Below are 20,546 nucleotides of genomic sequence, written 5' to 3'. Positions count from 1 at the left end.
ATCGTCTCCTCGTCGACGTCGGCCGGAACCTCGATATCGGTCGTGACCTGCGAGGTCGCAACCTCGTACTCTGCCCACGCTCCGCGAGCGCCGTGGAGAGAGCGTCGAGGAAGTCGACCACAACGTCCGATGCACTCGGAGAGGGGTTGTTCTGGAAGTTGCTGGGACGTCGCGTGCGAACGAGCATGGCCTCTTGCAACCCCACTACGTCGGGGCTGGTGGCATCTATTTCGGCGGCGATCGCCTCGGCACGGGGGCGACCGGATAGCGCCTGAGATCCGCAAACAGTTGTCCTGCGGTCTGTTGCACGTCCGCGAGCGAACTCGCGCCGTCGAGATCGAATAGCTCGACACCAGCCGCGAGATTCCGCGTCATCACTGAGAGAGTCCCTGACGCCGCTGTGGGGGACGCGAAGCCGGACGCAGCGACGACGCCCGCGGTGCCCGCAACAAACCCGCGGCGGGAGACAGCAGAATGTTCACTGTTACGCTTCGGAATCATACAGATGCAAGCCAGCTATGTGAGTTTGTAATGTAGCGTATACTCCAGTGCGAGGGTTGAGTCGGAACTGGATCAACCGAGTAGAACGAGATTACAGCGTCTGTTCCTATTAATCACGTCGACGACTTCCGTTTCCGACCGATCGAGTCCTACTCGGACTCGACGACCTCTATCCCGCGGTTGTTCACCGCCGCGGCGTCGAGACCGACCTCTTCGAGGAACTTTTTGTACTCGCGCTCGCACTGCTCGGCGTCCTGTTGCTGGTCGGAGGCGTGGTCACAGAGCGCGGCCAGATCCTCGGGGACGTCGTTCGTGTAGACGATCCAGTGGTTGATCAAATCGCTGAGTCGGCGGATCGGGCTGGTGAAGTGACCGTATATCTCGAAGTTGAGCGCGTGGTGGCCACCGAACGGGTCGTTCATGTATCTCGCGCGGGGCATCACCTTCATCACGGCCCACTGGATCTTGTCGAGTTGGCGACCCGGCGCTTCCTCAAGGGTGGCGTTGACGGCCTTGCGCGGGTCGTCCCAGGAGCCAGCGGGGATCGAGACGCCGTCGAGTTCCTGTATCTCCTGAAGCGCCTTGTCCCACTCGTCGGGGCTTGGCTGGGGATGGACCCGGTACATCGCCTCGACGCCACGGTCCCACATTAGCTGGTGGGTAACGGCCTTGTTCGCTTTCAGCATGCACTCCTCGATGATGGTGTGGGCGCGGTCCCGGGCGGGGTTCAGGACGAGCGAGCCGTCTTCCTTGCGCTGTTCGTGCATCCGGTCGGCGACCTCCCAGACCATCTCGCACTTCTCGGCGAGGTCGACCTCGGGGTCTTCGAGCAGTTCGTCGGCGGTCTCCGGGTCGTCCAGCAGGGTCTCGGCCTCGCCGTAGGTCAGGCGGGCGTCGCTCTCGATGACCGACTTGTAGATGTCGATGGTCTCGTAGGAGAGGTTCTCCTTGTCCAGATGCATCTCGACGGTGTGTGCGAGGCGGTCCTCGTTGGCCACGAGCGAGCAGACGGTCTCGGCGAGCACCGGCGGGAGCATGTGGACGGTGTATGCCGGGAGATAGACGGTGTTGCCCCGCTCGACGGCTTCGTCCCACATCTTCGTGTCGGGGTTGACGTAGTGGGTCACGTCGGCGATGTGGACCCAGAGCACGTACTCGTCGTCGTGTTCCTCGATCGAGATGGCGTCGTCGAAGTCCTGGGCGTCGATCGGGTCGATCGTCCAGGTCGTCATGTCACGGAGGTCCTCGCGCTCGTCGACCTCGTCGGCGATCTGTTGCTCGACGCCCTCGGTTCGCTCTCTGGCCTCTTCGAGTATCTCCTCGGAGAAACCGTCCCGGATCTCGAACTTCTCGAACAGCTCCTCGCGTTTGTTCTCCAGATGACGGGCCATCTCCTCATCGATCTCGACGGGGCCCTGTCCTTCGGCCGTGCCGGCCTCGGACTGAGATTCGCTGGTCATGCACTGACGTATGAGTGTCGGCCTGATAGTCGTATCGCCACGTACTGCGAGTAGGCGTCGGTTGGCGATTCGACATCCTGGAACGCAACAACATGCCGGTTGCCTCCAGCAGTACCCGGCCCGATCGGTCACTGATTAAATAAAAACACCAACTACGTGGCCGACGAACCAGCGTATGGAGATAGACGAGACGAGTCGAAAGATACTGCGACTGTTGCAACGGGAATCGCCCCTGCTCACCCACGAAGAGATCGCAGAGCAAATCGATGTCTCGGCGAGTACGGTCAGTAACCGTCTCCAGGAACTGAGAGATGCGGAGATTCTGGAGGGGTTCCAACCGGAGATCAACTACGAGACGGCGGGGATTCCACATCAGATCCTGTTCGTCTGTTCGGCCCCGATCCAGGAGCGGAGGGAGTTGGCAAACGAGGCGATCGAGATTCCCGGTGTCGTCCACGTTCGTGAAATGTTGGGAGGAACCAGCAATCTACACGTCGAAGTCGTCTGTATCGACACACCGAGGGTCGAAGAGGTCGCCGAAGAGCTGACCGGACCGGACTGGTGATCGAACACTCCGAGATTCTGCGCCGAGAGTACTCTAGTCCGTTCAATCATTTCGGAAGCGAACTGGTGGATCAATAGCTCTGAGACGGCATAACCGCCGATGAGTATAGCTCGACTTCTCATGCTGGCTATCTCCCAGAAAAGAACTTTCATGCTGTTGATAACGGACGATACTGTTCCTTAACTTTATAGTTCAATAGGTGGTAAAAAGTGTATGAGTTCCAATATCACCTCTTCGCCACGGGACTCGATTAGCGTGCAGGTCGTCGAGAAAATCGCCGAAACTGAGGGTACAGATCCGATCGATCTCCACCCGCCGTTACATTCGGTGATCGACGCCGAGGCGTTACAACACCTGTTCGATTCGATGCCGAACGAATCGAAACCGGGCCGAGTTAGCTTCGAGTATAAGGGATACACCGTCGAAGTGGTGGCCGATGAGACGGTGCAGGTCGAAATCCAGGATGCCTCGTGACAGGCCCCTCGAAACGCACCGAACGGTCACGCCGAGCCGAAAAACTGCGAAAATCGATAGCTGTCCGCGGCTGACGACTGGATGGGGCAAAAAGCGATCGCAACTGTCGACTCCGCTCTCCCGTCACGACTCTTCTATCTCGCCGTAGCGTTCCTCGACGAGTGCACTGTACCAGGAGAGAAACTCGGCCTGGCCGTGTGTCCCCGCATCGAGTTCGACGAGCAGTCCTTCGAGTTCGTCGCGTGGCTGGTGACAGAGTTCGTGGTCACACTGCTTGCAGAGATACTCGAACTCCTTGCCGTCCCGTTCCCAGCGGTCGCCGTACTTGTCGTACTCGCGTGCCTCCGCGCGCGAAATCGAACAGCCGCAGGCGATGCAGGTGACGGATTCCTGCTTTGAATTCCCGGAGCCCCACATACGTCTCTCTTCGACAGCGGCCTACTTAGCACTTTTCGGGGTCGCTACAGTCCGGGGCGTTTATGCGCTTTCCGCCGTTCGATCCGTGTATGGAAATCAACTCGCGACACCACCTGCGCAGTGACGGGGTGGACGAACTGGAAACGGCGATTGCCGAGGGCCTCGGCGTCGAGATCGATGGCGACACCTACGAACTCGTCGAACTGAAAGACTCGGAGTTCGATCTCGTGCTCGTCGACGGCGAACCGTCGGTGCTGTACGTCGACGACGAGCCGTTTCTCACCGTTCGCGGCGCGAACCGGTTCGAGCCCGAGACGCACATCGTCACCGTCGACAGTGGCGCTATCTCGTTCGTCAGTGACGGTGCGGACGTGATGCGGCCCGGTATCGTCGAGGCCGACGAGGAGATCGAGGCCGGCGATCTGGTCGCGATTGCGGAGGAGAACCACGACAAGGTGCTCGCGATCGGCCGCGCGCTCGTCGAAGGATCGGAGATGGTCGGCGAGCAGGGCAAAGTCGTCGAGTCGGTCCACCACGTCGGCGACGAACTCTACGAGTTCTCGGTCTAGTCCTCGGCGTCAAGGTCGTCCTCTGCGTACGCGTCCTCGTACCGCTCAACTGCATCCCGAAAGCCCTCGCGAGCAAGTTCGTACGTTTCCTGCAGGTCCGCTATCGGCGTCTCCGTGGCGTCGACGCGCAGGTCGTCGTAGTACGGTTCCATCTCGCTGTCTTCCGTTCGTTCGACGATCAGCGCGGCGCTCTGGATGGGTAGCTCCTCCCGTTTGTCGCCACCCTCCGCATGGCCCGCGGCCAGCACGTCGATCAGCCGTTCTGCCAGCGGCGCCGGGTCGTTGTCGTCGCCGAGAGGGTCTACGTCCTCCTCGTGTGAAACCTCCTCGTAGCTCTCGGCGACGCTGTCGACGACCTCCGGGCCGGTCAGCAGGTTGCCAGCGACGGTGTAGCTCCCGCCGTCGTGGTGGCCGAACCACTCTTTGCACTCCTCGCCGGAGAACGTGAACGAACCGTCGGCGTCGACGCCGTGTAGCTGGCGGTTCTCCCGGCCGTCGTCCGCGTGTAGCAGGGCTTCGAGCGCGTCTTCGACTGCCAGTCCCTCGTCGAGATAGCGGACACCGTCCCGCCCGAGGTCGACGTTGACGAGGCTTTGGGTCGCCACTGCGCCGTTCTCGCTGGCGAAGGGACAGAGCGTCCCCACCGCCGGCAGTCTCGTAGTGACGGCGACGCCAAAGCGTGTCTGCTCGTCGCCCTCGGTGTCGGTGTACTCCTCTCTGACACAGATGCTAAACGTCATATCACTCTGTGGGGAGTCCGGTGCGAAAAAACCATCCCCGCCGTTTCCTGCGACTGTGTCTGACGTAAGAACTATACCCGCTCCGACGGAGACGTTGTGGTATGGGACTCATGAGTACGATTCTCGGCGGCCGGGGCTCCCGGAGCACCGAGGATTACGTGGAGTTGGACCTCGACGACTTCGAGTCGGTCGCGGGCGACGCGGCGATGCAGGTCCACATCGCGGAGATCGCTGGCCAGAAAGACGTCATCGACATCAAGGACGCAGTGTACGACGGCGACCTCGTTATCGCCGACATCACGCGACTGCGCACGCAGGATAGCACGGTCGAACACGTCGTCGACGAACTGCGACAGGTCGCCGACGAGGTCGACGGCGATATCGTCCAGAAAGGCGACGATCAACTGATCGTCACGCCGACAGGTATCAAGATCAGCCGGACGAAACTCGGCGACACCACGTAGTCTTCGGCGAGTACGGTTTTTTCAGCCCTCGTAGCCGGCGTAATCCATCAGGCCCGCGAAGATATCGGTATCCATCGCGCTCTCGTAGACGATTGCGCCGACCATCCCGCCCGGATAGCTGGTGCCGTTCATCGCGTGGCTGACCTTGTGACAGTGTAACAGATAGATCCCCGGATCGGCGTCGGCCTCGAACTCGATGGTCTTCCGTTCGGCCGGGGCGAGATTGACCACGTCCTGGTCGTACTGGGCGACCTCGGGGATCTCAGAACCGTCCTTCTCGACGACGCGGAACCGATGGTTGTGCGTGTGCAAGGGGTGGCTCATGTAGCCGTTGTTGGCGAAGTGAACGCGGACGGTATCGCCCTCCGAGACGATGATCGGCGAACCGTCTTCGGGGTGGAGCGTCCGGGGCGCCGAGCGACCGTTGATCGTGAACACGTCCGGACTCCGGTCGCGAGGGCTGTAGGAGACGTCCTCGCCGTTCATCATCCGGTTGAGCCTGGAGTCCCAGTCCTTGACGGTCATGAATAGCTCCTGATCGGCGGGTTCGTACCCCTTCGGATCGACCCGGAAGACGCCGTACATGCCCATGTCGATGTGGCGGTGGGTGTTGTAGTGGCAGTGGTACAGATGCGTCCCGGGGACGTTAGCGGGAATCTCGTAGGTGTGTTCCTCGCCGGGCATGACTGTGATCCCGGTGGTCGTCGGGACGCCGTCGTTCTCCCAGGTCTTGCTGACCCCGTGGAAGTGCACGGTGTGGGGCATGTTGGCCTCCGTGTTGTCGAGGGTCACTTCGACGTCTTCGCCCTCCGTCGTTCTGATGACGGGGCCGGGGACGCTCGGTTCGCGGTCGTCGGCCTGCCACGCCCACACTCTGGGGAGTTCGACGGGGCCACCCATCGCTTCTCCGGGGTGTGCCGGAAGCGTCGAGGTGACCGACCGCAGGGTCACCTGATTGTTCTGCTCGGTGACGTCGACGACCTGCGGCGCTCCGGCGGGCGATAGTCCACTTTGCTTGACCTTTTGCTGCTGGTCCAAACTGGATGGAGCATCCGACGATGGAGTCGAACAGCCTGCCAGGCCCAGCAGCCCCGCGGATCCGGTTGCACGCATGAGGTCACGTCGCGAGAACTTCGTTCCTGGCGCACCGATATTATCTGTCATCACTTACTGCTCTATGACGGTGGTATATAAGGGGGATTCACGTTCCCAGTAACTGAAAACCAGGCCAAGTCAGATACTCACAAGGGAACCAGATAGTCAGTGGATACGGCCAGTTCGCGGGAAAGCGACGTGTTACCAGCGGCTGCCTTTGACGTCGCCACGACCGCCTTCGGTTCGGTCGACGCCCATAATGCTCTCTTGCTGGTCAATGCCGAAGGCCTCGCCCGAGTCGGGGACTCGGACGGTGACGTCTTTGACCTCGGGATACTTCTTGAGCAGTTCGGCCTCGATGTTTCCGGAAGTGATGTCGGCGACGTCACAGCCCGAACAGCCGCCACCGAGTTCGATAATCACTTCGCCGTCCTCGGGGTCTGCCTTGCGGACGTTGCTGGTTCCGCCGTGCATCTGGATGATCGGCATCTGTTTTACCAGCCAGCTTTCGATTTCGTCGGCCAGGCTCTCCCCGTCGTCCGTCTCCTCGGACGCTTCGGTACTCATTATCACCAGTACACAGCGGAGAACGGAAAGGGTTCGGGTTTCGGCCGTCTGGACGTCTAACCATCATGGTTTACGATGTTACTCCCCGTCGTCACTACGTGTTGCGTGGCGCCAGGCGGCCAGGCCGATGCCTGCAACCCCGGCTCCGACGCCGAAGCCGGGGATAGAATCGTCGTCCGACTCAGTTGAGCCGTCGTCGCCGTCTGTGTCGTCTTCGGTATCGGTTTCCTCGTCGTTCTCGCTCGCACTGTCGTCTTCGGTACCCTCGTCGTTCTCGCTCGCGCTGTCGTCGTCCTGGTCAGAGCCGGTCGCAGCCGAGTCGACGAGCGACGGCGGCGACGCTTGTTCGCCCGCCTCGTCGGGGAACGTGTACAGCGCGCCGGTCGTAGCAAGCTGAAACCCGCCGTCGCTCTCCCCGCTGCTGCCGACGAAGAAGTCCCCGGGAACGCCGACCTGCGCGGTCCAGAAGACGGCCTCGTCGGGCTCTCGCCACCAGACCAGTTCCGCCGGATTCGCCGGGTTGCTCACGTCGTGAACTTTGACGCCACCGAAGTACCACGACGAGTACAGCCGGTCCCCGACCAGGTCGAAGTTGTGTGCGGTCGTAAACTGTCCCTGCTGGGTGTTGTCGTACGACTCCGGCGGCTCGATACGCGAGAGACGCTCCGGATCGGTCGGGTCCGTGACGTCCCAGAGGTCGATACCGCCGGGGCCGCCGACCGGTTCGTCGTTTTCGTCGGTCGTCGTCCAGGCTTCCTTGCTGACGCCCAGTACGGTTCCCTCCTCGTTGACTTGACAGTAATGAGCGTTGCCTGGCGGAGCGAACGGCTCCCAGAGCGATCGCTCCTGGCTCATCGATTCGAGTTCCTCGCGCGAGTAGTCGCCGAAATGGTTGACGTACTCCGGAGCGCTCGGATCGCTCACGTCGAGGACCCAGACGCCGGCGTCCCAGTAGGAAAGGTAGGCGAGCTCACCCTGTACGTAGATGTCGTGGATCGGGTAGAGCCGCTGGCTGACGCCGCTCCAGTCGTCCTCGTGATCGAGTAAGGACCACCGCGCGAGTTCGGTTAGTTCGTCCTCTGCCGTGTCGACGAGTGCGATCGGATTCCCCTCGTCGCCGTGCTGCGTGAGATAGACGATACCGTCCTCGAAGAAGGTGTTGTGGATCGGATAGCCCGGTTCGTACAGGTCGATGCCGACGGGATTTGCCGGGTCGCTCACGTCGTAGAGTAGGACCGTCGGCGTCGCGAAGGTGCGGTTCGCGGGACCGGCGACGACCAGCCGATCACCGTCCGGCCAGAGGTCCCAGATGCCGTCGAGCGGATCGTCCGAGGGGATGCCCCGCTCTTCGTTGAGTACGGCTGGCGCTGTGGGATCGGAGAGATCGACGGTGACGAAGCCGTCGCCCGCGGCCACGTAGGCAATCTCGCCGTCGTCGGTGATCGCGGCCTCTTTCGCACCCGGAATCTCGACACTACCCATCGGTTCGTAGCCGTCCCGTTCCTGTGCGGCCACACGTCCCACAGCGGTTCCAGCAAGGACACCCGCACCGGCACGGAGGAGGGTTCGGCGGCGCATACGAATGGTCCGGACGAGAGAGAAATAAACCCCGCGGTCAGTGTAGCTTCGCGCGGTCGCCGGTGCCGCGGGTCAGCGCGCTCGCGAGCGCACCCTTGACCACGACTTCGTCGCCCAGCGTCGTCAACTGGACCTCCGGAACGTTGGTGAACACCATTTCGGGGAGTTCCTCTTTGAGCGGGCCGAGCACGAGTTCTTCGTTGTTGAGCGCAACTGCACCGCCGACGTAGATGACCAGCGGGGCGTACGCGTGAATGATGTTGGCGACGCCCATTGCGTTCCAGTGAGCGACCTGGTCGATGACGTGATCGGCAAGCGGGTCCTCGCCCGCGTACTCGAAGACGTCCGCCGCGCTGAACTCGGGATCCTGAACCGGCAGGGCAGTGTCGATGGGATCCTCCTGATGGATCCACTTCGTGTACCTGGGAATGTTGTTCCCCGAACAGTACGCTTCCCAGTGGCCGTCCTTCCCACAGCCACAGGTGAGCTGTCCCTGCGGGTCGACCACCATGTGGCCGACCTCGCCGGCGTTGCCGTCCCAGCCCGAGAGCACGTTCCCGTCGACGCAGACGCCGGCACCGACCCCGCTCGAGATGGTCAGATACGCCATGTCGTCCGGGTTGCGGTCGCTGTAGAAACGCTCGCCGATGACGCCCGCGTTCGTATCGTTGTGTAGGTAGACCTCGTCGCTGTCGATCAGTTTCTCGACCGGCCCGGTGAGGGGGATTCGATCGATCGTGTTCGGGAGGTTCGCCGGATCCATCACTGCCCCCTCGGCGAGATCCAGGGGACCGATCGAGCCGATGCCAGCGGCGGTGATCGATTCGGGTTCGACGCCAGCGTCCCTGCAGGCCTGCCGGAGAACGCCGAGGACGGCCTCGGTCACGGCGATCCCGGTCGGCCCGCGCGGCGTTCCTTGCTCGTGTGAGCCGACGATGGTTCCGTCGTCGTCAGCGACGACGGCCCGGACGTTGGTTGCGCCCAGGTCGACGCCCGCGTAATGCACCATGTACCTCCAAAAGGAATCCGGTCGTACTTAATTACATAGTTTCTTTCCCGCCGGTCCGCTCACCGACGGCGAGCCAATACCGGTCTACTGTTCACGAACGAACGTGACGGGAGACGGGGAGTTGAGCATGACGTGCTGTGCGGTGCTACCGAACACCGCTTTGCCGGTCGGCGACCGTTTTCGGCCTCCGACGATGACGCGGTCCGCATCGGTCTCTTTAGCCAGATCGACGATGGTCTCGCCGTGCGGTCCGACTGCGCCACGAATCTCGTATCTGATCTCCTGCTCTTCTAGCAAGTCCGAGAGCGAGCGGATGGTGGCGTGGCGCTGGGCAGTGTCGTCCGCCGAGACTTCCGACAGTTCAGTGTCGAACTCGAGTTGGTCGAGGACGTCCTGATACTCGTCGTCGGTAAATACGTGTGCCAGGGAGACTGTGGCGTCGGCGGGCCCGGCAACTTCGATGGCTGCTTCTGCGATCTCTTCGGCCCGTTCGGCGTCGCCAGGTCCGACTGCGACGAGAACTGATTTCAGTGTCATACAGGGCTATTCTCTTGCAACCGTGTTAAATATACTGACGTGGAGATATCCCGCACAAAGACCGTGTTCTTTTGCTCTCGAACCCCTGGACCAGATATGATCGATCCTGATCTCGACGGGCAGACGGTGCTGGTCACGGGGAGCGCCCGCGGCGTCGGCCGTGAACTACTGCTTGCGATGGCCGACCGCGGCGCGAAGACGGCGGTCCACTACAACACGAGTGACGACGCCGCGGCGACTGTTGCCGGGCGGGCCGAAGAGCGCGGCGCAAGCGATACGACAGTCGTGCAGGGCGACGTCACGGTGCCAGCGGACGTGGACGATATCTTCGACGCCGTCGAGGCCGAACTCGGCGCCGTCGACGTACTGGTCAACAACGTCGGGGCGTTTGCGCCCGTCCACTGGACGGAGATGGACTACGAGACGTGGCAGGGCGTCTTCGATACGAACGTCAACGCGACCTATCTCTGCTCGCGTCGCGCACTACCGGCGATGCACGAGCAGTCCTACGGCCGCATCGTCAACGTTGGCTACGCCTCCAGCGAGAAGGGACTGATAAACCCGAAGAACGCCCCCTACTTCATGGCCAAAGCCGGCGTGTTGATGTTCACCCGGATGCTCGCGGCCGACACGGCTGACGACGGCATCACTGTCAACGCCATCTCCCCCTACGTCGTCGAGAACTCGGCGGAGTTCCCCGACGAACTCCCACGGGGACGGCCCGCCGGCTTCGAGGACATGTCACAGGCGATGTTCTTTTTCCTTGACGAGGACAGCGGATATATCAGCGGAGAGAATATCGAGGTTGACGGGGGTGGCTGCCCGAGGAAGTGTAGTTCGAGCGTCTCGTGAGCGGAGCGAGCGAGTTCACCGAAGCGCGGTGCGCTTCGGATTTTTGGCCGAGATTTTTTTGCGAGCGGTGTGCCTGCACACCCGAGTCAAAAAAGGTCGGTGAGGATATCGAGGTTGACGGGGGTGGCTGCCCGAAGAAGTGTGGTTCGAGCGTCTCGCGAGCGAATACCCATATTTTTGCTTTTGCGATACGAACGTATCATCATGGTAGTACGTGCCAGTCCCTGTGACGGCGACGACCCTGTATCTCTCCCGGGCGCCGTACCGTACGACTTCTCCCATCTGTCACGACAGAGCTGGGAGTTAGGATCGCGTACCGTCGACGACGATGAGTCGACACTGCTCTGTCGCTGGGAGCAGGCAAGCAGGCGATGGGTGATGTCGATTTTCGAGGTCACAAGCACTACCGTCATCATTCGCGTGGAGACGCCTGTGGGCCGAGAGCGCTTTTACGGCGCGATCCGATCGGAACTCGAATCGGCAATTCCCAGGCTGGAGGCGGCTCCTGACTGGCGACGCTCCAACTGACGTCGACGCACCCGGCGGTGCGGAGCTGTCTGTGCTTTTGGAGTGATCGGTGGCGGTCCAGACTGGTAGACGTGTAGCCACAGTAGAACCAGCAGTGATGCGTCTCGGTCGCTTGCCGTCCTCCACAACGCTATCGTCCGACTCCGAAAGCCGTTTACCGTTCACTAACTGACTAGTCAGTCAGGATGGCCGACACACCGAACGGCTCCGACGCCGCAGCAGATACGCGCGAGGAAATCATGGACGCGACCTATCGCGCCCTCTGCGAGCACGGCTACGCCGACCTCACGATGCAACATATCGCCGACGAGGCTGGCAAGAGCACCTCGCTCCTGCACTACCACTTCGACACGAAAGAAGACCTGCTGGTGGCGTTTATCGACCATTTGATCACCGAGTTCGAGGAGGTCGTCGCACCGAGCGAGGAGAACTCGCCCGCCGACCGACTCCGGGAGTATCTCGATCTGTGGGAGTTCGCACCCGAAGAGGACGAGCGAGCGGCGCTCCATCTCGCCCTGCTGAACTCCGGTCCCGAGGGCCGTTCAACGAGGCCTATCGCGAACAACTCGCGCGCAGTGACGAGGTACTCCGATCGACGGTCGCCGACATCATCCAGAATGGGATCGAGCAAGGTGTGTTCCGGGAGGTCGACCCCGCCGCAACCGCACGGCTCCTTGTTGCGACGCTTGACGGCGCGCGGACGCGCCAGATCACGCTCGACGACCCCGAATACACCCGTGGAGTCCGCGACCAGCTAGAAGAACAGTTCGTCGAGGGCCTACTCGTCGACGGGACAGACGACACAACTGGGAAGGGGCAGTAGCGTCGAATGGGTGAAAGCGGGGACCGATCGGTAGACGTCGTCGACGGGAAGCTACTGAAGCCCCTGATCATGCTCGCGTCCCCGATCATCCTCACGCAACTCCTGCAGGTCGGATACAACCTCGCGGACACGTTCTGGGTCGGGCGCGTCGGCTCTGACGCCGTCGCGGCGCTGTCGTACTCCTTCGCGATCATCTTCCTGATGGTCAGCGTGGCGGGCGGGTTCACCGTCGCGGGCACCGTACTGATCGCCCAGAACAAGGGGGCAGGCAACGAGAGCCAGTCCCACCACGTCGCCGGGCAGACTATCTCCTTTGTCACACTGCTGTCCGTCCTCTGTGCGGTCCTTGGCTATCTGCTCACCCCGACGCTTATGCAGTTCGTCGGCGCGAATCCCGGCACCGACGCCTACGCCTACGCAGTCCAATACACGCGTATCATCTTCCTCGGGGTGCAGTTCATGTTCTGGTTCTTCATATTCGACGCGCTGATGCGTGGCTGGGGTGACACGAAGACGCCGCTGTACCTGATGATCGTCAGCGTCGCGGTCAACCTCCTCGTCGATCCGATATTCATCCTCGGGTTCGACGACAACGTGTTGTTCGCGTGGCTCACCGCGATACCGGGTCTCGACGGCCTTGCGCTGGAAGCGTGGCTCTACGAGGCGACCGGCTTCGAGGGCTGGGGCGTCGCCGGCGCGGCAGTTGCGACGATCCTCTCGCGCGGAGCGGCGGCGATGATCGGCATGTATCTCCTGTTCAGTGGCCGTACCGGCCTCAAACCGTCGCTGTCTGACCTCCGCCCGAAGCGGACAACCGTCCGCAAGATCGTCGATCTCGGCCTGCCGACTGCGGGCGAGCAGGGCTTTCGCTCCTTCGGGATCACGGCGCTGACGGCGATTGTCGCCATCGCTGGCACCGACGCCGTCGCCGCGTACGGTATCGTCCAGCGACTCGCTTCGCTCGTTTTCCTTCCCGCGATGGGCCTGGCACGAGGAACGGAGACGGCGGTCGGACAGAACCTCGGGGCCAACCAGATCAAGCGGGCAAAACAGGCGGTCGGCATGAGCAGTGCAATTATCGTCGGCGTGTTCTCCCTCGTCGGCGTCGTGGCGTACACCTACGCCGAACCGATTACCGGCGTGTTCATTACAGGTGAGGGTGCCGCGGGCGTGATCGAGGTCAGTTCGGCGTATCTCGTCATCGCCGCACCGACCTTCGCCTTTCTCGGCATCTTCCAGGTCGTCCTCGGGGCGTTCCGTGGGAGCGGGTCGACGCGAACGGCCATGTTTCTGTCAATCCAGGAGCTCTGGATCTACCGGATTCCTGTCGCGTACTTCCTGGTGGTCTACACGGATCTCGGCGTAATCGGTGTCTGGTACGCCATGGCGTTCTCCTACGTCGCCAGCGCTGTCACGACTGGCCTCTGGTTCCTCAGGGGGACCTGGACGGACAACGAAGTGGATGTGGACGAACCGACTGCCACACCGGGCAGTGACTGAGCGAACGAACGTGCGAGGCGGGGGAGCGGCCATCGGAGGCCAGTCGGAGCTGTCGGAAGCCAGCCGTCCCCCGCTGTCGCCCGGTGAAGTGGAACACCGGAAGACGAATGTGCGTGCCATCCAGCACGCACGCGGAAGTAGACCACAGGGGCAGAAAACAGCTTCCCCTATATTGAATATATGTCTTGTTTTGCCATTAAATATTGGACAGATGTACTTCCTATCTCCGGATCGACCTCATCCGTCTGCCAGCAATGTTGACACTCTCGCGTTCTCTTTCAGTCGGAGACCGCCCCCGCCGACCGATAACGGAACCAGTGAGAGTTCGTCGACGTGCAGGGTCGGGTGCGCGGCCCCGCGAGCACGGAGTTCATCGCGCACCTGTAGAACTACGCGTTCGTCCACCGACAGTCGCTCGTTGTACTCGATCAGGTACTGCCCGGCGTCGAGATGCCACCACTGGTACTCGTCGTCCCCCTGTCGCCACGTCCGGTCGTGCGGAGCGAGTTCGGCCTCGGCAAGTTCGCCGCCCCCGAAGTCGACTCGACCAGGGGTATCGACCTCGTACACCTCGGCGACGGTGAGATCGATCCCGTGGTCGCGTCGCTGGGTCTCCTCGTAGACGATTCCGTCGAGCGCATCGGTGAGTTCGGCGAGCGAGGGCATCGACTGTGATGTCCACGCGCCGGCGCAAAAAGTCTCGGCTACAGCACCTACCAATATCTCAACGTTTACATAGCTCTGTTATGAGTTCGGAATATGGACGTTCGAACCGCGTTCTTTGCCCTCCTGGTCGCCGTGCTCGGGGTGATCGGCTTCCTGCTCGTGGATCCGTTCCTCCAGTACGTACTCGCCGCCGGACTGATCGCATTCGTGCTCTTTCCCCTCCACGAGCGGCTAGCCGACCGGATCGGTCAGCGACTGTCCGCCGGCTTCCTCACTGCTGTCACGTTCGTGGTGGCAATCGTGCCCCTTCTGATACTGTCACTGATCATCATCGATACGACAATCTCGTTTCTCACCGAACTACAGGGGAGCCAACTGTCCGCGTTCATTGATTCGATCAGGCGCTTCCTCCTCGAGGATCTGGGTGCCCAACCCGAACAGGTCGCAGAGTTCGAGTCGGCGGTCCTGGCGGAGTTCGAGGGCCTGCTCGACGCGTCGACGGATATTCTCCTCACGCAGACGCTCGGACTGCTCGATACGACGGTCGAAGTCGGGACCGGCGTGTTGATACTCGCCTTCCTGCTGTACTACTTTCTGGTCGACGGCACCGAACTACTCGACTGGACCCGTCAGGTAACCCCCTTTCCGGGGACGTTCAGGACGAACTGTACGAGGAGATGTCGCGCGTAATCTGGGCCGTCGTCGGGAGCCATCTGCTGGTCGCAATCGCGGAGGGGATCCTCGGCGGGCTTGGCCTGTGGGTGCTCGGCATCTCCAACGCCGCGTTCTGGGCAGTGGTTATGGTGATCCTCTCGGTTTTGCCGTTGATCGGTATCTGGCTCGTCTGGGGGCCGATGGTCGGCTACCTCATCGTCGTCGGGGATCCGGTCGGAGCGGTGATCCTGCTGGTCTACGGGCTGTCGGTCCTCGCGGTCGTCGACGAGTATCTCCGGGCGATCCTCGTCGATGTGGGGTCGGGGATCCACCCGGCAATCGTGCTGATCGGCGTCCTGGGCGGTATCTACCTGCTGGGGTCATGGGGCTGTTCCTCGGCCCGGTCCTGCTCGCCCTGTTCAAGGCGGCTGTGACCGTGTTCGACCGCACGCACGGGATACCGAGCGCGGGGTAAGGACCTACCCGTCGAGGCCGTGCTCGTGGAGGAACGTGCGAGTGCGCTCGTACACGCGGTCGTAGGTCGCCCCGTGGAACGGCAGACCGTGATCGGTCGGCAGTTCGTCGAACTCGACATCGGTTACGGGCGCGAGTGCGTCGGCGAACTGTTCGGACTGCGCCGCCGGTAGTACGTCGTCGTCGGCCCCGTGGAGCAACAGCGTCGGCGGCGTCGAGTCGTCGATCCGCGCGGCGGGCGAGGCGCGCTCGTACGTCTCCGGGACCTCTTTGATGGTTCCGCCGAGATACTGCGCGTGGATGTCGGGTTCGTCGGGGTCGAACTCGGCGGTGTCGAACGCCCGGAAGTCGTAGATACCCGAATAGCCGACGACTGCGGCGAGTGGCGACGCGTCCGCCTCTTCAGCGCCGTTGGCGGTTGCCGCCGCGAGCGCGACCAGATTCGCCCCCGCGGAGTGGCCGACCCCGGCGAGACGGTCCGGATCGGCGTCGTACTGCTTCCCCTCGTCCCGGACCCACTCGACCGCTGCCCGAACGTCGGAGAGAGCCGCCGGAAACGGCCACTCCGGGGCGAGTCGGTACTGTGGCTCGATTGCGAGGAAGCCATCGCTCGCAAAGTCGATGGCGTGTCGGGCGAACTCGCCCTTGTCGCCGATGACGAACCCGCCCCCACGGACGAGGACGGCCACGGGGAGGGGGCCCTTGCGGTCGGTTGGCTCGTAGATGTCGAGCCTTAGCGTCTCGCCAGCCACCTCCCGGTACGGGACATCCCTGTGAACTGTGACCGTCGACTCGGCTGTTGGCATGAGGTTACAGTCGTGTCACGGCGCGAATAAGCCTACCGGAGAGCATCGCCACTCACGAGATGTAAGAAGGCGGCTCGGTGTAAGGTGTCGTCACAAGGGGCTCGGTGGGGGTAACCTTCGTCACTGCCGCCCCTCGACGGTAGACCGTGGCGGCGTTTTACTGTTGCGTCTTCAGGTTCGGCCTTCCGGTTCGTGGTCCCGTCCAGTCTTCCCCTCGCCGTTCGCAGTCCCGCCACCCGCCGTTTTCAGTGGTCCTCCCATTCGGCTTCAGCAGGCTCCCGTGTTCCGTCTTCGGGCGGGTTCTGCCACTCCGCGGCGGCGGCGTGCTCTTCGGCAACTGCGGCGACGTCCTCTTCATCGAGTCGTCCGCGTTCGGTGACGACGCCCGTCACCAACTCGCCCGGCGTGACGTCGAACGTCGGATTCCGAACGTCGAGGTTAGCGTCACCGTCGTACACCGCGGTGGCGATCCCGGTTTCGAGGTTGACCGAGTCCTCGTGGCTGATCTTGTCGCTCGCCGCGACGGTGTAGACAGGAACCCCTCGCGGGCGGCCGCCAGCGCGGCAACGCGGGTGCCGGTCTTGTTGACGACGCGCCCGTCCGGCAGGACGGTGTCCGCGCCGACCAGCACGGCGTCGATATCTTCGGTCGCCAGCACGTGCCCGACGGCGGCGTCCGTATGAACCGTGACGGGAACCCCGACGGACTCTACGAGCGTCTCGGCGACGTCGACGCCCTCCCGTGCTGGCCGGGACTCCGCGACGAAGACGGCTCCCGGATCGGCACGCCGGAGCGTCGCGAGCACCGTGCCCGAGCGCGAGAGCGTGAGCACGCTGTCGCCGCCGAGCAGGTCGGCCGCTTCCCGCGCCGCGTCGGCATCCGCCGCGAGTGCCCGTTCGATGCCCTCCGTCGCGGCGTGCTCGACGCGCGTGGCTGGCGTCGTCGCTTCGGCCTCGCTGACGGTGCCAGACTCCTGTTCGCCGTCTCCTTCGGTCGCCTCGTTCAGTGCCCGGTTCACCCGGTTCCGAAGCACTGCCATGCTCGGGCGGGCGCGGAGCAAGCGCCTCCCGAGGTCGAGGAGTTCGTCCGCGTCAGCGTCACCTTCAGCAGCCAGCAGGGCGGCCCGGTCCCGGAGGATTTCGAGTGCGCGAACGGAGAGATACGCCGCACCGTGGTCGTCGTCCGCAGTGACCGATCGGACCGTCGGGGCGACGCGTTCGTAGGCCTCCCAGCACCCCGGGGCGGCGTCCTCGTGGAGCAAGACTGTCGGCGAGATCCACTGGCGGCGTTCGTTCGACTCGACGACTGAACCGGCGGCCGTCGCCTCGTCCAGATCGAACAGTACCGGACTGCGCGTGCCCTCCTCGGTCTCGACGGGCGACCCGGTCCGGACGAGTTCGACCCCGTCGGCGATACCGATGTCCTCGCGCAGTATCTGCCGTGCCGATGCGATCGGTTCGTCCGCCGCGCTGTCGTCGCACTGACCGGAGAGGAGACCCCATCGTGACGCCTCCCCACCGTCCTCGGGACGACGTTCGGCGAGCACTTGCCCACCATGACGGAGGAAGACACAGACGCGTGTGGTCATGGTCGGAGGAAGGCCTGCCGCTCTGGTACCGTTTTCGATGCACTGCGAAGAGTCTCTATCGGGAGAAGACGCTGTCGGCCGTCGCCGCGCCGACGACGCTGAAGACCGATCCCACGCTGATCGCCGTGATCGTGACCTGAACCAGTTCAGCGGTCGACGCGGCCTCGTCCACGAACGTATCTGGCGCGTCGAACAGCAGCGCCAGGATCGTCACCGATCCGAACGAGACCAGCATCAGCGACAGGAATCGGATCGGAATGCCGGCGACCTGTTGCTCGGCGTCGGCATCACGGTTCGTATCCGCTTTGTACAGCGTCGCATAGCCGATCGCGAACACGATTCCCATCGTCAGGATCGCTTGCAGAATGCTCATGTTCGACGCCAGCACCCAGACCTCCTCGGTCACGACGAACGGCCCGGCGAGCAGAAATCCGCCGACGATCTGCTGGGCGGAGTCGGCGATACGGAATCCCCGTGGCCGGCGCGGTCGTTGCAAATTCATACCGCTACGTACCGACCCGCCGGTGAAATACCACCCGGTAGCCGACTGGATCGGTTCAGTCTGCATCGGGGACGCCGCCGATCCGGCCTTCGACAGCGGACGTGCTTTCCACCATCCGCGCGCTTTTACCTCCACGCTGCCGAGAAGCGGGTATGCAGGCGCTCCCGGTGCCGGACCTCCCGGAAATACGGGAGGGAGACGATCTGGCGGCGATGATCGACGAGCGGATAGACCTGCGTCCGGACGACGTGGTCGTGGTCGCGAGTACGGTCGTCTCGAAGGCGCGAGGGCGGACGGCCGACCTGGGCGACTTCCCGGCCGGTGAGCGGGCGACCGATATTGCGGATCGGCTGGCGGCGATCACCGGCGACGAGAAGGACCCGCGCTTCGCCCAGGCAGTCCTGGAGGAGAGCCGAGAGCTACTGATGGAGGCCCCCTTCCTGTTGACCGAGACCCACTTCGGCCATATCAGCGTGAACGCGGGGATCGACCGCTCGAACGTCCCCGGCCACGACATTCTGCTCCTTCCCGAACAGCCCTCCGAGCGCGCCGCGGAGATTCGCGAGGGGCTTTCGACCGACGTGCCGGTAATCGTCTCGGACACCTGCGGGCGGCCGTTCCGTCACGGCCAGCGCGGCGTCACCCTCGGCTGGGACGGTATGCCCGCGAGTCGTGACTGGCGCGGCGAGCAGGACCGAGACGGCCACGAACTCGAAGTGACGGTCCAGTCGGTCGTCGACGAGTTGGCGGCGACGGCGAACCTCGTCGCCGGGGAAGGCGCGGGCGGAACCCCCGTCGTCGTGATCCGCGACTGGGTCTTCGGCGACCACGGCGGGAGCGACGAACTGTTCCGCGACGTGGATGGCGACTTCGTTCAGCAAGCGCTGCGGCAGTGGAGCTACGACGAGTAACAGGCAGACCAGAGAACGTATGAAAGGCATCGAACTCACCCCCGATCATCCGGTAGTAGAGATCGTCGACCGCGCGCAGGCGGCCGAACGAAACGGCTTCGACACGCTGTTTGCGGCGTGTCACTACTTCAATCGCGATCCGTTCGTGACGCTCGACCGGATCGCTGCGGCGACCGAGGAGATCCGCGTCGGCCCGGCGGCGGCCAACCCCTACGTCGTTCATCCGGTCCAGTTGGCCTCGCAGGTGGCGAGTCTGCACGAAGTCAGCGACGACCGCGCGGTCTTTGGCATCGGCCCCGGCGACAAGTCCACGCTCTCCGGGCTCGGGGTCGAGCGCGACAAGCCGCTCCGGCGCGTGCTGGAGTCGTTCAAAGTCGCCCAGGACCTCTGGGCTGGCGAGCGCGTCCAGCACGACGGCACGTTCACCGCGAAAGACGCCGGACTGGAGTACGACGTCGACGGTGAGATTCCGGTCTACGTCGGCGGGCAGGGCCCACACATGCTCCGCATGAGCGCGAAACACGCCGACGGCCTGCTGTACAACGCCTCCCACCCCGACGACTTCGCGTGGGCGGCCGAGCAGGTCGAAAAAGGGCTGGCCGACCGGCCCGACGAGCGCGGTGAGTTCGAGTTCGCCGCATACGCGAGCGTCAGCGTCGACGAGGACGCCGACGTGGCCCGCGAACTCGCGCGCCAGCCAGTCGCCTTCATCACCTCGGGTGCGGCACCGCCGGTACTGGACCGACACGGTATCGACGAGGAGCGCGCGGCGGCCATCGGCGAAGCTATCGAGCGGGGCGACTTCGAGGAAGCGTTCGGGACGGTCACGCCCGGGATGATCGACGCCTTTTCGGTCGCAGGAACGCCCGAGGACGTCGAAGAGCGGATCGACGCCATCATGGAGTACGCCGATGGCTTCGTGGCCGGGACGCCGCAGGGCCGGATCAGGACGCCGCGATCACTCATCTTGGGGCGGTGCTCGACCGATCGATTCCGGAATAACCAGGTCGAGTGCCGCGCGGAGCGTGAGGTAGCCGAACACGAGAATCGAGACGGCAATGAGTAGCTGACCCACGACCACAAGGATTGCCGACAGCGGATCGACCGTCACGGCAGTCTCGAAGTACCCGGCCGCCGAGCTGAGGTCGTCGACAAACGTCGTCACCGCGAGCAGTCCGAGCAATGCGTGCATACCCGACCCTTTGAGTGTCTGGTACTTGTTTGCTTCCGTCTTCTTCGAGTCGTGAGCGACGTGGCCGACGGCGG

The 20,546-nt window shown here is 63.2% G+C and carries 23 protein-coding genes and 3 pseudogenes; 12 read left to right on the top strand and 14 right to left on the bottom strand.

The window, feature by feature from the left end:
• Positions 1 to 225 precede the first annotated feature (225 nt).
• Complete coding sequence (locus ACFQH2_RS15475; protein ID WP_377076909.1) at positions 226 to 375, bottom strand: hypothetical protein; 150 nt, start codon at positions 373 to 375, stop codon at positions 226 to 228.
• Between the two features lie 275 nt (positions 376 to 650).
• Positions 651 to 1,961 carry a ribonuclease catalytic domain-containing protein gene (locus tag ACFQH2_RS15470; protein ID WP_377055127.1) on the bottom strand — a complete coding sequence of 437 codons (1,311 nt, stop codon included), beginning with the start codon at positions 1,959 to 1,961 and terminating at the stop codon, positions 651 to 653.
• 175 nt (positions 1,962 to 2,136) lie between these two features.
• On the opposite strand from ACFQH2_RS15470, the gene ACFQH2_RS15465 reads away from it, so the two are divergent.
• Together ACFQH2_RS15465 and ACFQH2_RS15460 are read left to right on the top strand one after the other, a co-directional pair.
• Complete coding sequence (locus tag ACFQH2_RS15465; RefSeq protein WP_377076908.1) at positions 2,137 to 2,526, top strand: Lrp/AsnC family transcriptional regulator; 390 nt, start codon at positions 2,137 to 2,139, stop codon at positions 2,524 to 2,526.
• Between the two features lie 213 nt (positions 2,527 to 2,739).
• Positions 2,740 to 3,000: a HalOD1 output domain-containing protein gene (locus ACFQH2_RS15460; protein WP_377055123.1), complete on the top strand. Its 261-nt coding sequence runs from the start codon at positions 2,740 to 2,742 to the stop codon at positions 2,998 to 3,000.
• A gap of 123 nt (positions 3,001 to 3,123) precedes the next feature.
• Here ACFQH2_RS15460 and ACFQH2_RS15455 read toward each other — a convergent pair whose 3' ends face one another.
• A complete protein-coding gene (locus ACFQH2_RS15455) occupies positions 3,124 to 3,417 on the bottom strand; it encodes a DUF7562 family protein (RefSeq protein ID WP_377055121.1) in 294 nt (97 codons plus the stop codon).
• A gap of 89 nt (positions 3,418 to 3,506) precedes the next feature.
• Here ACFQH2_RS15455 and ACFQH2_RS15450 point away from each other — a divergent pair, with 89 nt between their 5' ends.
• Positions 3,507 to 3,986, top strand: coding sequence for an RNA-binding protein (locus ACFQH2_RS15450; protein WP_377055119.1), 480 nt, complete (start codon positions 3,507 to 3,509; stop codon positions 3,984 to 3,986).
• Here ACFQH2_RS15450 and ACFQH2_RS15445 read toward each other — a convergent pair.
• Positions 3,983 to 4,726: a DUF1028 domain-containing protein gene (locus tag ACFQH2_RS15445; protein WP_377055117.1), complete on the bottom strand. Its 744-nt coding sequence runs from the start codon at positions 4,724 to 4,726 to the stop codon at positions 3,983 to 3,985. The two genes, ACFQH2_RS15450 and ACFQH2_RS15445, sit on opposite strands and share 4 nt — an antisense overlap.
• 101 nt (positions 4,727 to 4,827) lie before the next feature.
• Here ACFQH2_RS15445 and sepF point away from each other — a divergent pair, with 101 nt between their 5' ends.
• Positions 4,828 to 5,190 carry a cell division protein SepF gene (sepF, locus tag ACFQH2_RS15440; RefSeq protein ID WP_377055115.1) on the top strand — a complete coding sequence of 121 codons (363 nt, stop codon included), beginning with the start codon at positions 4,828 to 4,830 and terminating at the stop codon, positions 5,188 to 5,190.
• Between the two features lie 21 nt (positions 5,191 to 5,211).
• On the opposite strand, the gene ACFQH2_RS15435 is transcribed toward sepF, so the two are convergent.
• The 5 genes from ACFQH2_RS15435 to ACFQH2_RS15415 form a co-directional block, all read right to left on the bottom strand.
• Positions 5,212 to 6,354, bottom strand: a complete 1,143-nt coding sequence (locus ACFQH2_RS15435; protein ID WP_377055113.1) for a multicopper oxidase domain-containing protein — start codon at positions 6,352 to 6,354, stop codon at positions 5,212 to 5,214.
• 132 nt (positions 6,355 to 6,486) lie between these two features.
• Complete coding sequence (locus ACFQH2_RS15430) at positions 6,487 to 6,852, bottom strand: NifU family protein (protein WP_377055111.1); 366 nt, start codon at positions 6,850 to 6,852, stop codon at positions 6,487 to 6,489.
• Between the two features lie 78 nt (positions 6,853 to 6,930).
• Entirely contained in the window at positions 6,931 to 8,430 is a 1,500-nt protein-coding gene (locus ACFQH2_RS15425; protein WP_377055109.1) for an LVIVD repeat-containing protein, read from the bottom strand.
• Positions 8,431 to 8,467: 37 nt separating this feature from the next.
• Positions 8,468 to 9,439, bottom strand: coding sequence for an ROK family protein (locus ACFQH2_RS15420; protein ID WP_377055107.1), 972 nt, complete (start codon positions 9,437 to 9,439; stop codon positions 8,468 to 8,470).
• An 84-nt stretch (positions 9,440 to 9,523) separates the two neighbouring features.
• A complete protein-coding gene (locus tag ACFQH2_RS15415; protein ID WP_377055105.1) occupies positions 9,524 to 9,976 on the bottom strand; it encodes a universal stress protein in 453 nt (150 codons plus the stop codon).
• A 96-nt stretch (positions 9,977 to 10,072) separates the two neighbouring features.
• Here ACFQH2_RS15415 and ACFQH2_RS15410 point away from each other — a divergent pair, with 96 nt between their 5' ends.
• The 4 genes and pseudogenes from ACFQH2_RS15410 (at position 10,073) to ACFQH2_RS15395 (ending at position 13,679) form a co-directional block, all read left to right on the top strand.
• Positions 10,073 to 10,828 (top strand): SDR family NAD(P)-dependent oxidoreductase, encoded by a 756-nt coding sequence (locus ACFQH2_RS15410; RefSeq protein WP_377076907.1) that lies wholly within the window; start codon positions 10,073 to 10,075, stop codon positions 10,826 to 10,828.
• A gap of 204 nt (positions 10,829 to 11,032) precedes the next feature.
• Complete coding sequence (locus ACFQH2_RS15405; RefSeq protein WP_377055101.1) at positions 11,033 to 11,356, top strand: hypothetical protein; 324 nt, start codon at positions 11,033 to 11,035, stop codon at positions 11,354 to 11,356.
• Positions 11,357 to 11,541: 185 nt separating this feature from the next.
• Positions 11,542 to 12,179, top strand: a pseudogene (locus ACFQH2_RS15400) (TetR/AcrR family transcriptional regulator).
• 6 nt (positions 12,180 to 12,185) lie between these two features.
• On the top strand, positions 12,186 to 13,679 hold the full coding sequence (locus ACFQH2_RS15395; RefSeq protein ID WP_377055097.1) for an MATE family efflux transporter: 1,494 nt from the start codon (positions 12,186 to 12,188) through the stop codon (positions 13,677 to 13,679).
• 237 nt (positions 13,680 to 13,916) lie between these two features.
• Here the strand turns inward: ACFQH2_RS15395 and ACFQH2_RS15390 are convergent, their stop codons facing one another.
• Positions 13,917 to 14,345, bottom strand: coding sequence for a dCTP deaminase (locus ACFQH2_RS15390; RefSeq protein WP_377055095.1), 429 nt, complete (start codon positions 14,343 to 14,345; stop codon positions 13,917 to 13,919).
• A 93-nt stretch (positions 14,346 to 14,438) separates the two neighbouring features.
• On the opposite strand from ACFQH2_RS15390, the gene ACFQH2_RS15385 reads away from it, so the two are divergent.
• Complete coding sequence (locus tag ACFQH2_RS15385; RefSeq protein WP_377076906.1) at positions 14,439 to 15,035, top strand: AI-2E family transporter; 597 nt, start codon at positions 14,439 to 14,441, stop codon at positions 15,033 to 15,035.
• Complete coding sequence (locus ACFQH2_RS15380; RefSeq protein ID WP_377076905.1) at positions 15,023 to 15,433, top strand: AI-2E family transporter; 411 nt, start codon at positions 15,023 to 15,025, stop codon at positions 15,431 to 15,433. Before ACFQH2_RS15385 ends, ACFQH2_RS15380 begins: the two co-directional genes overlap by 13 nt.
• A gap of 45 nt (positions 15,434 to 15,478) precedes the next feature.
• On the opposite strand, the gene ACFQH2_RS15375 is transcribed toward ACFQH2_RS15380, so the two are convergent.
• The 3 genes and pseudogenes from ACFQH2_RS15375 to ACFQH2_RS15360 form a co-directional block, all read right to left on the bottom strand.
• On the bottom strand, positions 15,479 to 16,279 hold the full coding sequence (locus ACFQH2_RS15375; protein ID WP_377055091.1) for an alpha/beta fold hydrolase: 801 nt from the start codon (positions 16,277 to 16,279) through the stop codon (positions 15,479 to 15,481).
• A 245-nt stretch (positions 16,280 to 16,524) separates the two neighbouring features.
• Positions 16,525 to 17,867: pseudogene (locus tag ACFQH2_RS15365) on the bottom strand (initiation factor 2B).
• 55 nt (positions 17,868 to 17,922) lie between these two features.
• Positions 17,923 to 18,369 (bottom strand): DUF2391 domain-containing protein, encoded by a 447-nt coding sequence (locus ACFQH2_RS15360; RefSeq protein WP_377055087.1) that lies wholly within the window; start codon positions 18,367 to 18,369, stop codon positions 17,923 to 17,925.
• 152 nt (positions 18,370 to 18,521) lie between these two features.
• Here ACFQH2_RS15360 and ACFQH2_RS15355 point away from each other — a divergent pair, with 152 nt between their 5' ends.
• Together ACFQH2_RS15355 and ACFQH2_RS15350 are read left to right on the top strand one after the other, a co-directional pair.
• Entirely contained in the window at positions 18,522 to 19,280 is a 759-nt protein-coding gene (locus tag ACFQH2_RS15355; protein ID WP_377055085.1) for a coenzyme F420-0:L-glutamate ligase, read from the top strand.
• 19 nt (positions 19,281 to 19,299) lie between these two features.
• Positions 19,300 to 20,282, top strand: a pseudogene (locus ACFQH2_RS15350) (5,10-methylenetetrahydromethanopterin reductase).
• On the opposite strand, the gene ACFQH2_RS15345 reads toward ACFQH2_RS15350, so the two are convergent.
• Entirely contained in the window at positions 20,239 to 20,472 is a 234-nt protein-coding gene (locus ACFQH2_RS15345) for a hypothetical protein (protein WP_377055081.1), read from the bottom strand. The pseudogene ACFQH2_RS15350 and the gene ACFQH2_RS15345 sit on opposite strands and share 44 nt — an antisense overlap.
• Positions 20,473 to 20,546: the final 74 nt, after the last annotated feature.

The sequence above is a fragment of the Natronoarchaeum sp. GCM10025703 genome, assembly GCF_042661985.1.
In the GTDB taxonomy this organism is placed as follows: domain Archaea; phylum Halobacteriota; class Halobacteria; order Halobacteriales; family Natronoarchaeaceae; genus Natranaeroarchaeum.
Note: the sequence above shows the minus strand (reverse complement) of the source record. Positions and strands in the feature narration are given on the sequence as shown.

Coding starts and splice junctions, on each gene's coding strand:
- ACFQH2_RS15410 (WP_377076907.1), top strand. CDS start 10,073: ATGATCGATCCTGATCTCGACGGGCAGACGGTGCTGGTCACGGGGAGC.
- ACFQH2_RS15460 (WP_377055123.1), top strand. CDS start 2,740: ATGAGTTCCAATATCACCTCTTCGCCACGGGACTCGATTAGCGTGCAG.
- sepF (WP_377055115.1), top strand. CDS start 4,828: ATGGGACTCATGAGTACGATTCTCGGCGGCCGGGGCTCCCGGAGCACC.
- ACFQH2_RS15435 (WP_377055113.1), bottom strand. CDS start 6,354: ATGACAGATAATATCGGTGCGCCAGGAACGAAGTTCTCGCGACGTGAC.
- ACFQH2_RS15475 (WP_377076909.1), bottom strand. CDS start 375: ATGACGCGGAATCTCGCGGCTGGTGTCGAGCTATTCGATCTCGACGGC.
- ACFQH2_RS15395 (WP_377055097.1), top strand. CDS start 12,186: ATGGGTGAAAGCGGGGACCGATCGGTAGACGTCGTCGACGGGAAGCTA.
- ACFQH2_RS15425 (WP_377055109.1), bottom strand. CDS start 8,430: ATGCGCCGCCGAACCCTCCTCCGTGCCGGTGCGGGTGTCCTTGCTGGA.
- ACFQH2_RS15360 (WP_377055087.1), bottom strand. CDS start 18,369: ATGAATTTGCAACGACCGCGCCGGCCACGGGGATTCCGTATCGCCGAC.
- ACFQH2_RS15450 (WP_377055119.1), top strand. CDS start 3,507: ATGGAAATCAACTCGCGACACCACCTGCGCAGTGACGGGGTGGACGAA.
- ACFQH2_RS15465 (WP_377076908.1), top strand. CDS start 2,137: ATGGAGATAGACGAGACGAGTCGAAAGATACTGCGACTGTTGCAACGG.
- ACFQH2_RS15430 (WP_377055111.1), bottom strand. CDS start 6,852: ATGAGTACCGAAGCGTCCGAGGAGACGGACGACGGGGAGAGCCTGGCC.
- ACFQH2_RS15385 (WP_377076906.1), top strand. CDS start 14,439: ATGGACGTTCGAACCGCGTTCTTTGCCCTCCTGGTCGCCGTGCTCGGG.
- ACFQH2_RS15415 (WP_377055105.1), bottom strand. CDS start 9,976: ATGACACTGAAATCAGTTCTCGTCGCAGTCGGACCTGGCGACGCCGAA.
- ACFQH2_RS15375 (WP_377055091.1), bottom strand. CDS start 16,279: ATGCCAACAGCCGAGTCGACGGTCACAGTTCACAGGGATGTCCCGTAC.
- ACFQH2_RS15455 (WP_377055121.1), bottom strand. CDS start 3,417: ATGTGGGGCTCCGGGAATTCAAAGCAGGAATCCGTCACCTGCATCGCC.
- ACFQH2_RS15420 (WP_377055107.1), bottom strand. CDS start 9,439: ATGGTGCATTACGCGGGCGTCGACCTGGGCGCAACCAACGTCCGGGCC.
- ACFQH2_RS15380 (WP_377076905.1), top strand. CDS start 15,023: ATGTCGCGCGTAATCTGGGCCGTCGTCGGGAGCCATCTGCTGGTCGCA.
- ACFQH2_RS15345 (WP_377055081.1), bottom strand. CDS start 20,472: ATGCACGCATTGCTCGGACTGCTCGCGGTGACGACGTTTGTCGACGAC.
- ACFQH2_RS15470 (WP_377055127.1), bottom strand. CDS start 1,961: ATGACCAGCGAATCTCAGTCCGAGGCCGGCACGGCCGAAGGACAGGGC.
- ACFQH2_RS15405 (WP_377055101.1), top strand. CDS start 11,033: ATGGTAGTACGTGCCAGTCCCTGTGACGGCGACGACCCTGTATCTCTC.
- ACFQH2_RS15390 (WP_377055095.1), bottom strand. CDS start 14,345: ATGCCCTCGCTCGCCGAACTCACCGATGCGCTCGACGGAATCGTCTAC.
- ACFQH2_RS15355 (WP_377055085.1), top strand. CDS start 18,522: ATGCAGGCGCTCCCGGTGCCGGACCTCCCGGAAATACGGGAGGGAGAC.
- ACFQH2_RS15445 (WP_377055117.1), bottom strand. CDS start 4,726: ATGACGTTTAGCATCTGTGTCAGAGAGGAGTACACCGACACCGAGGGC.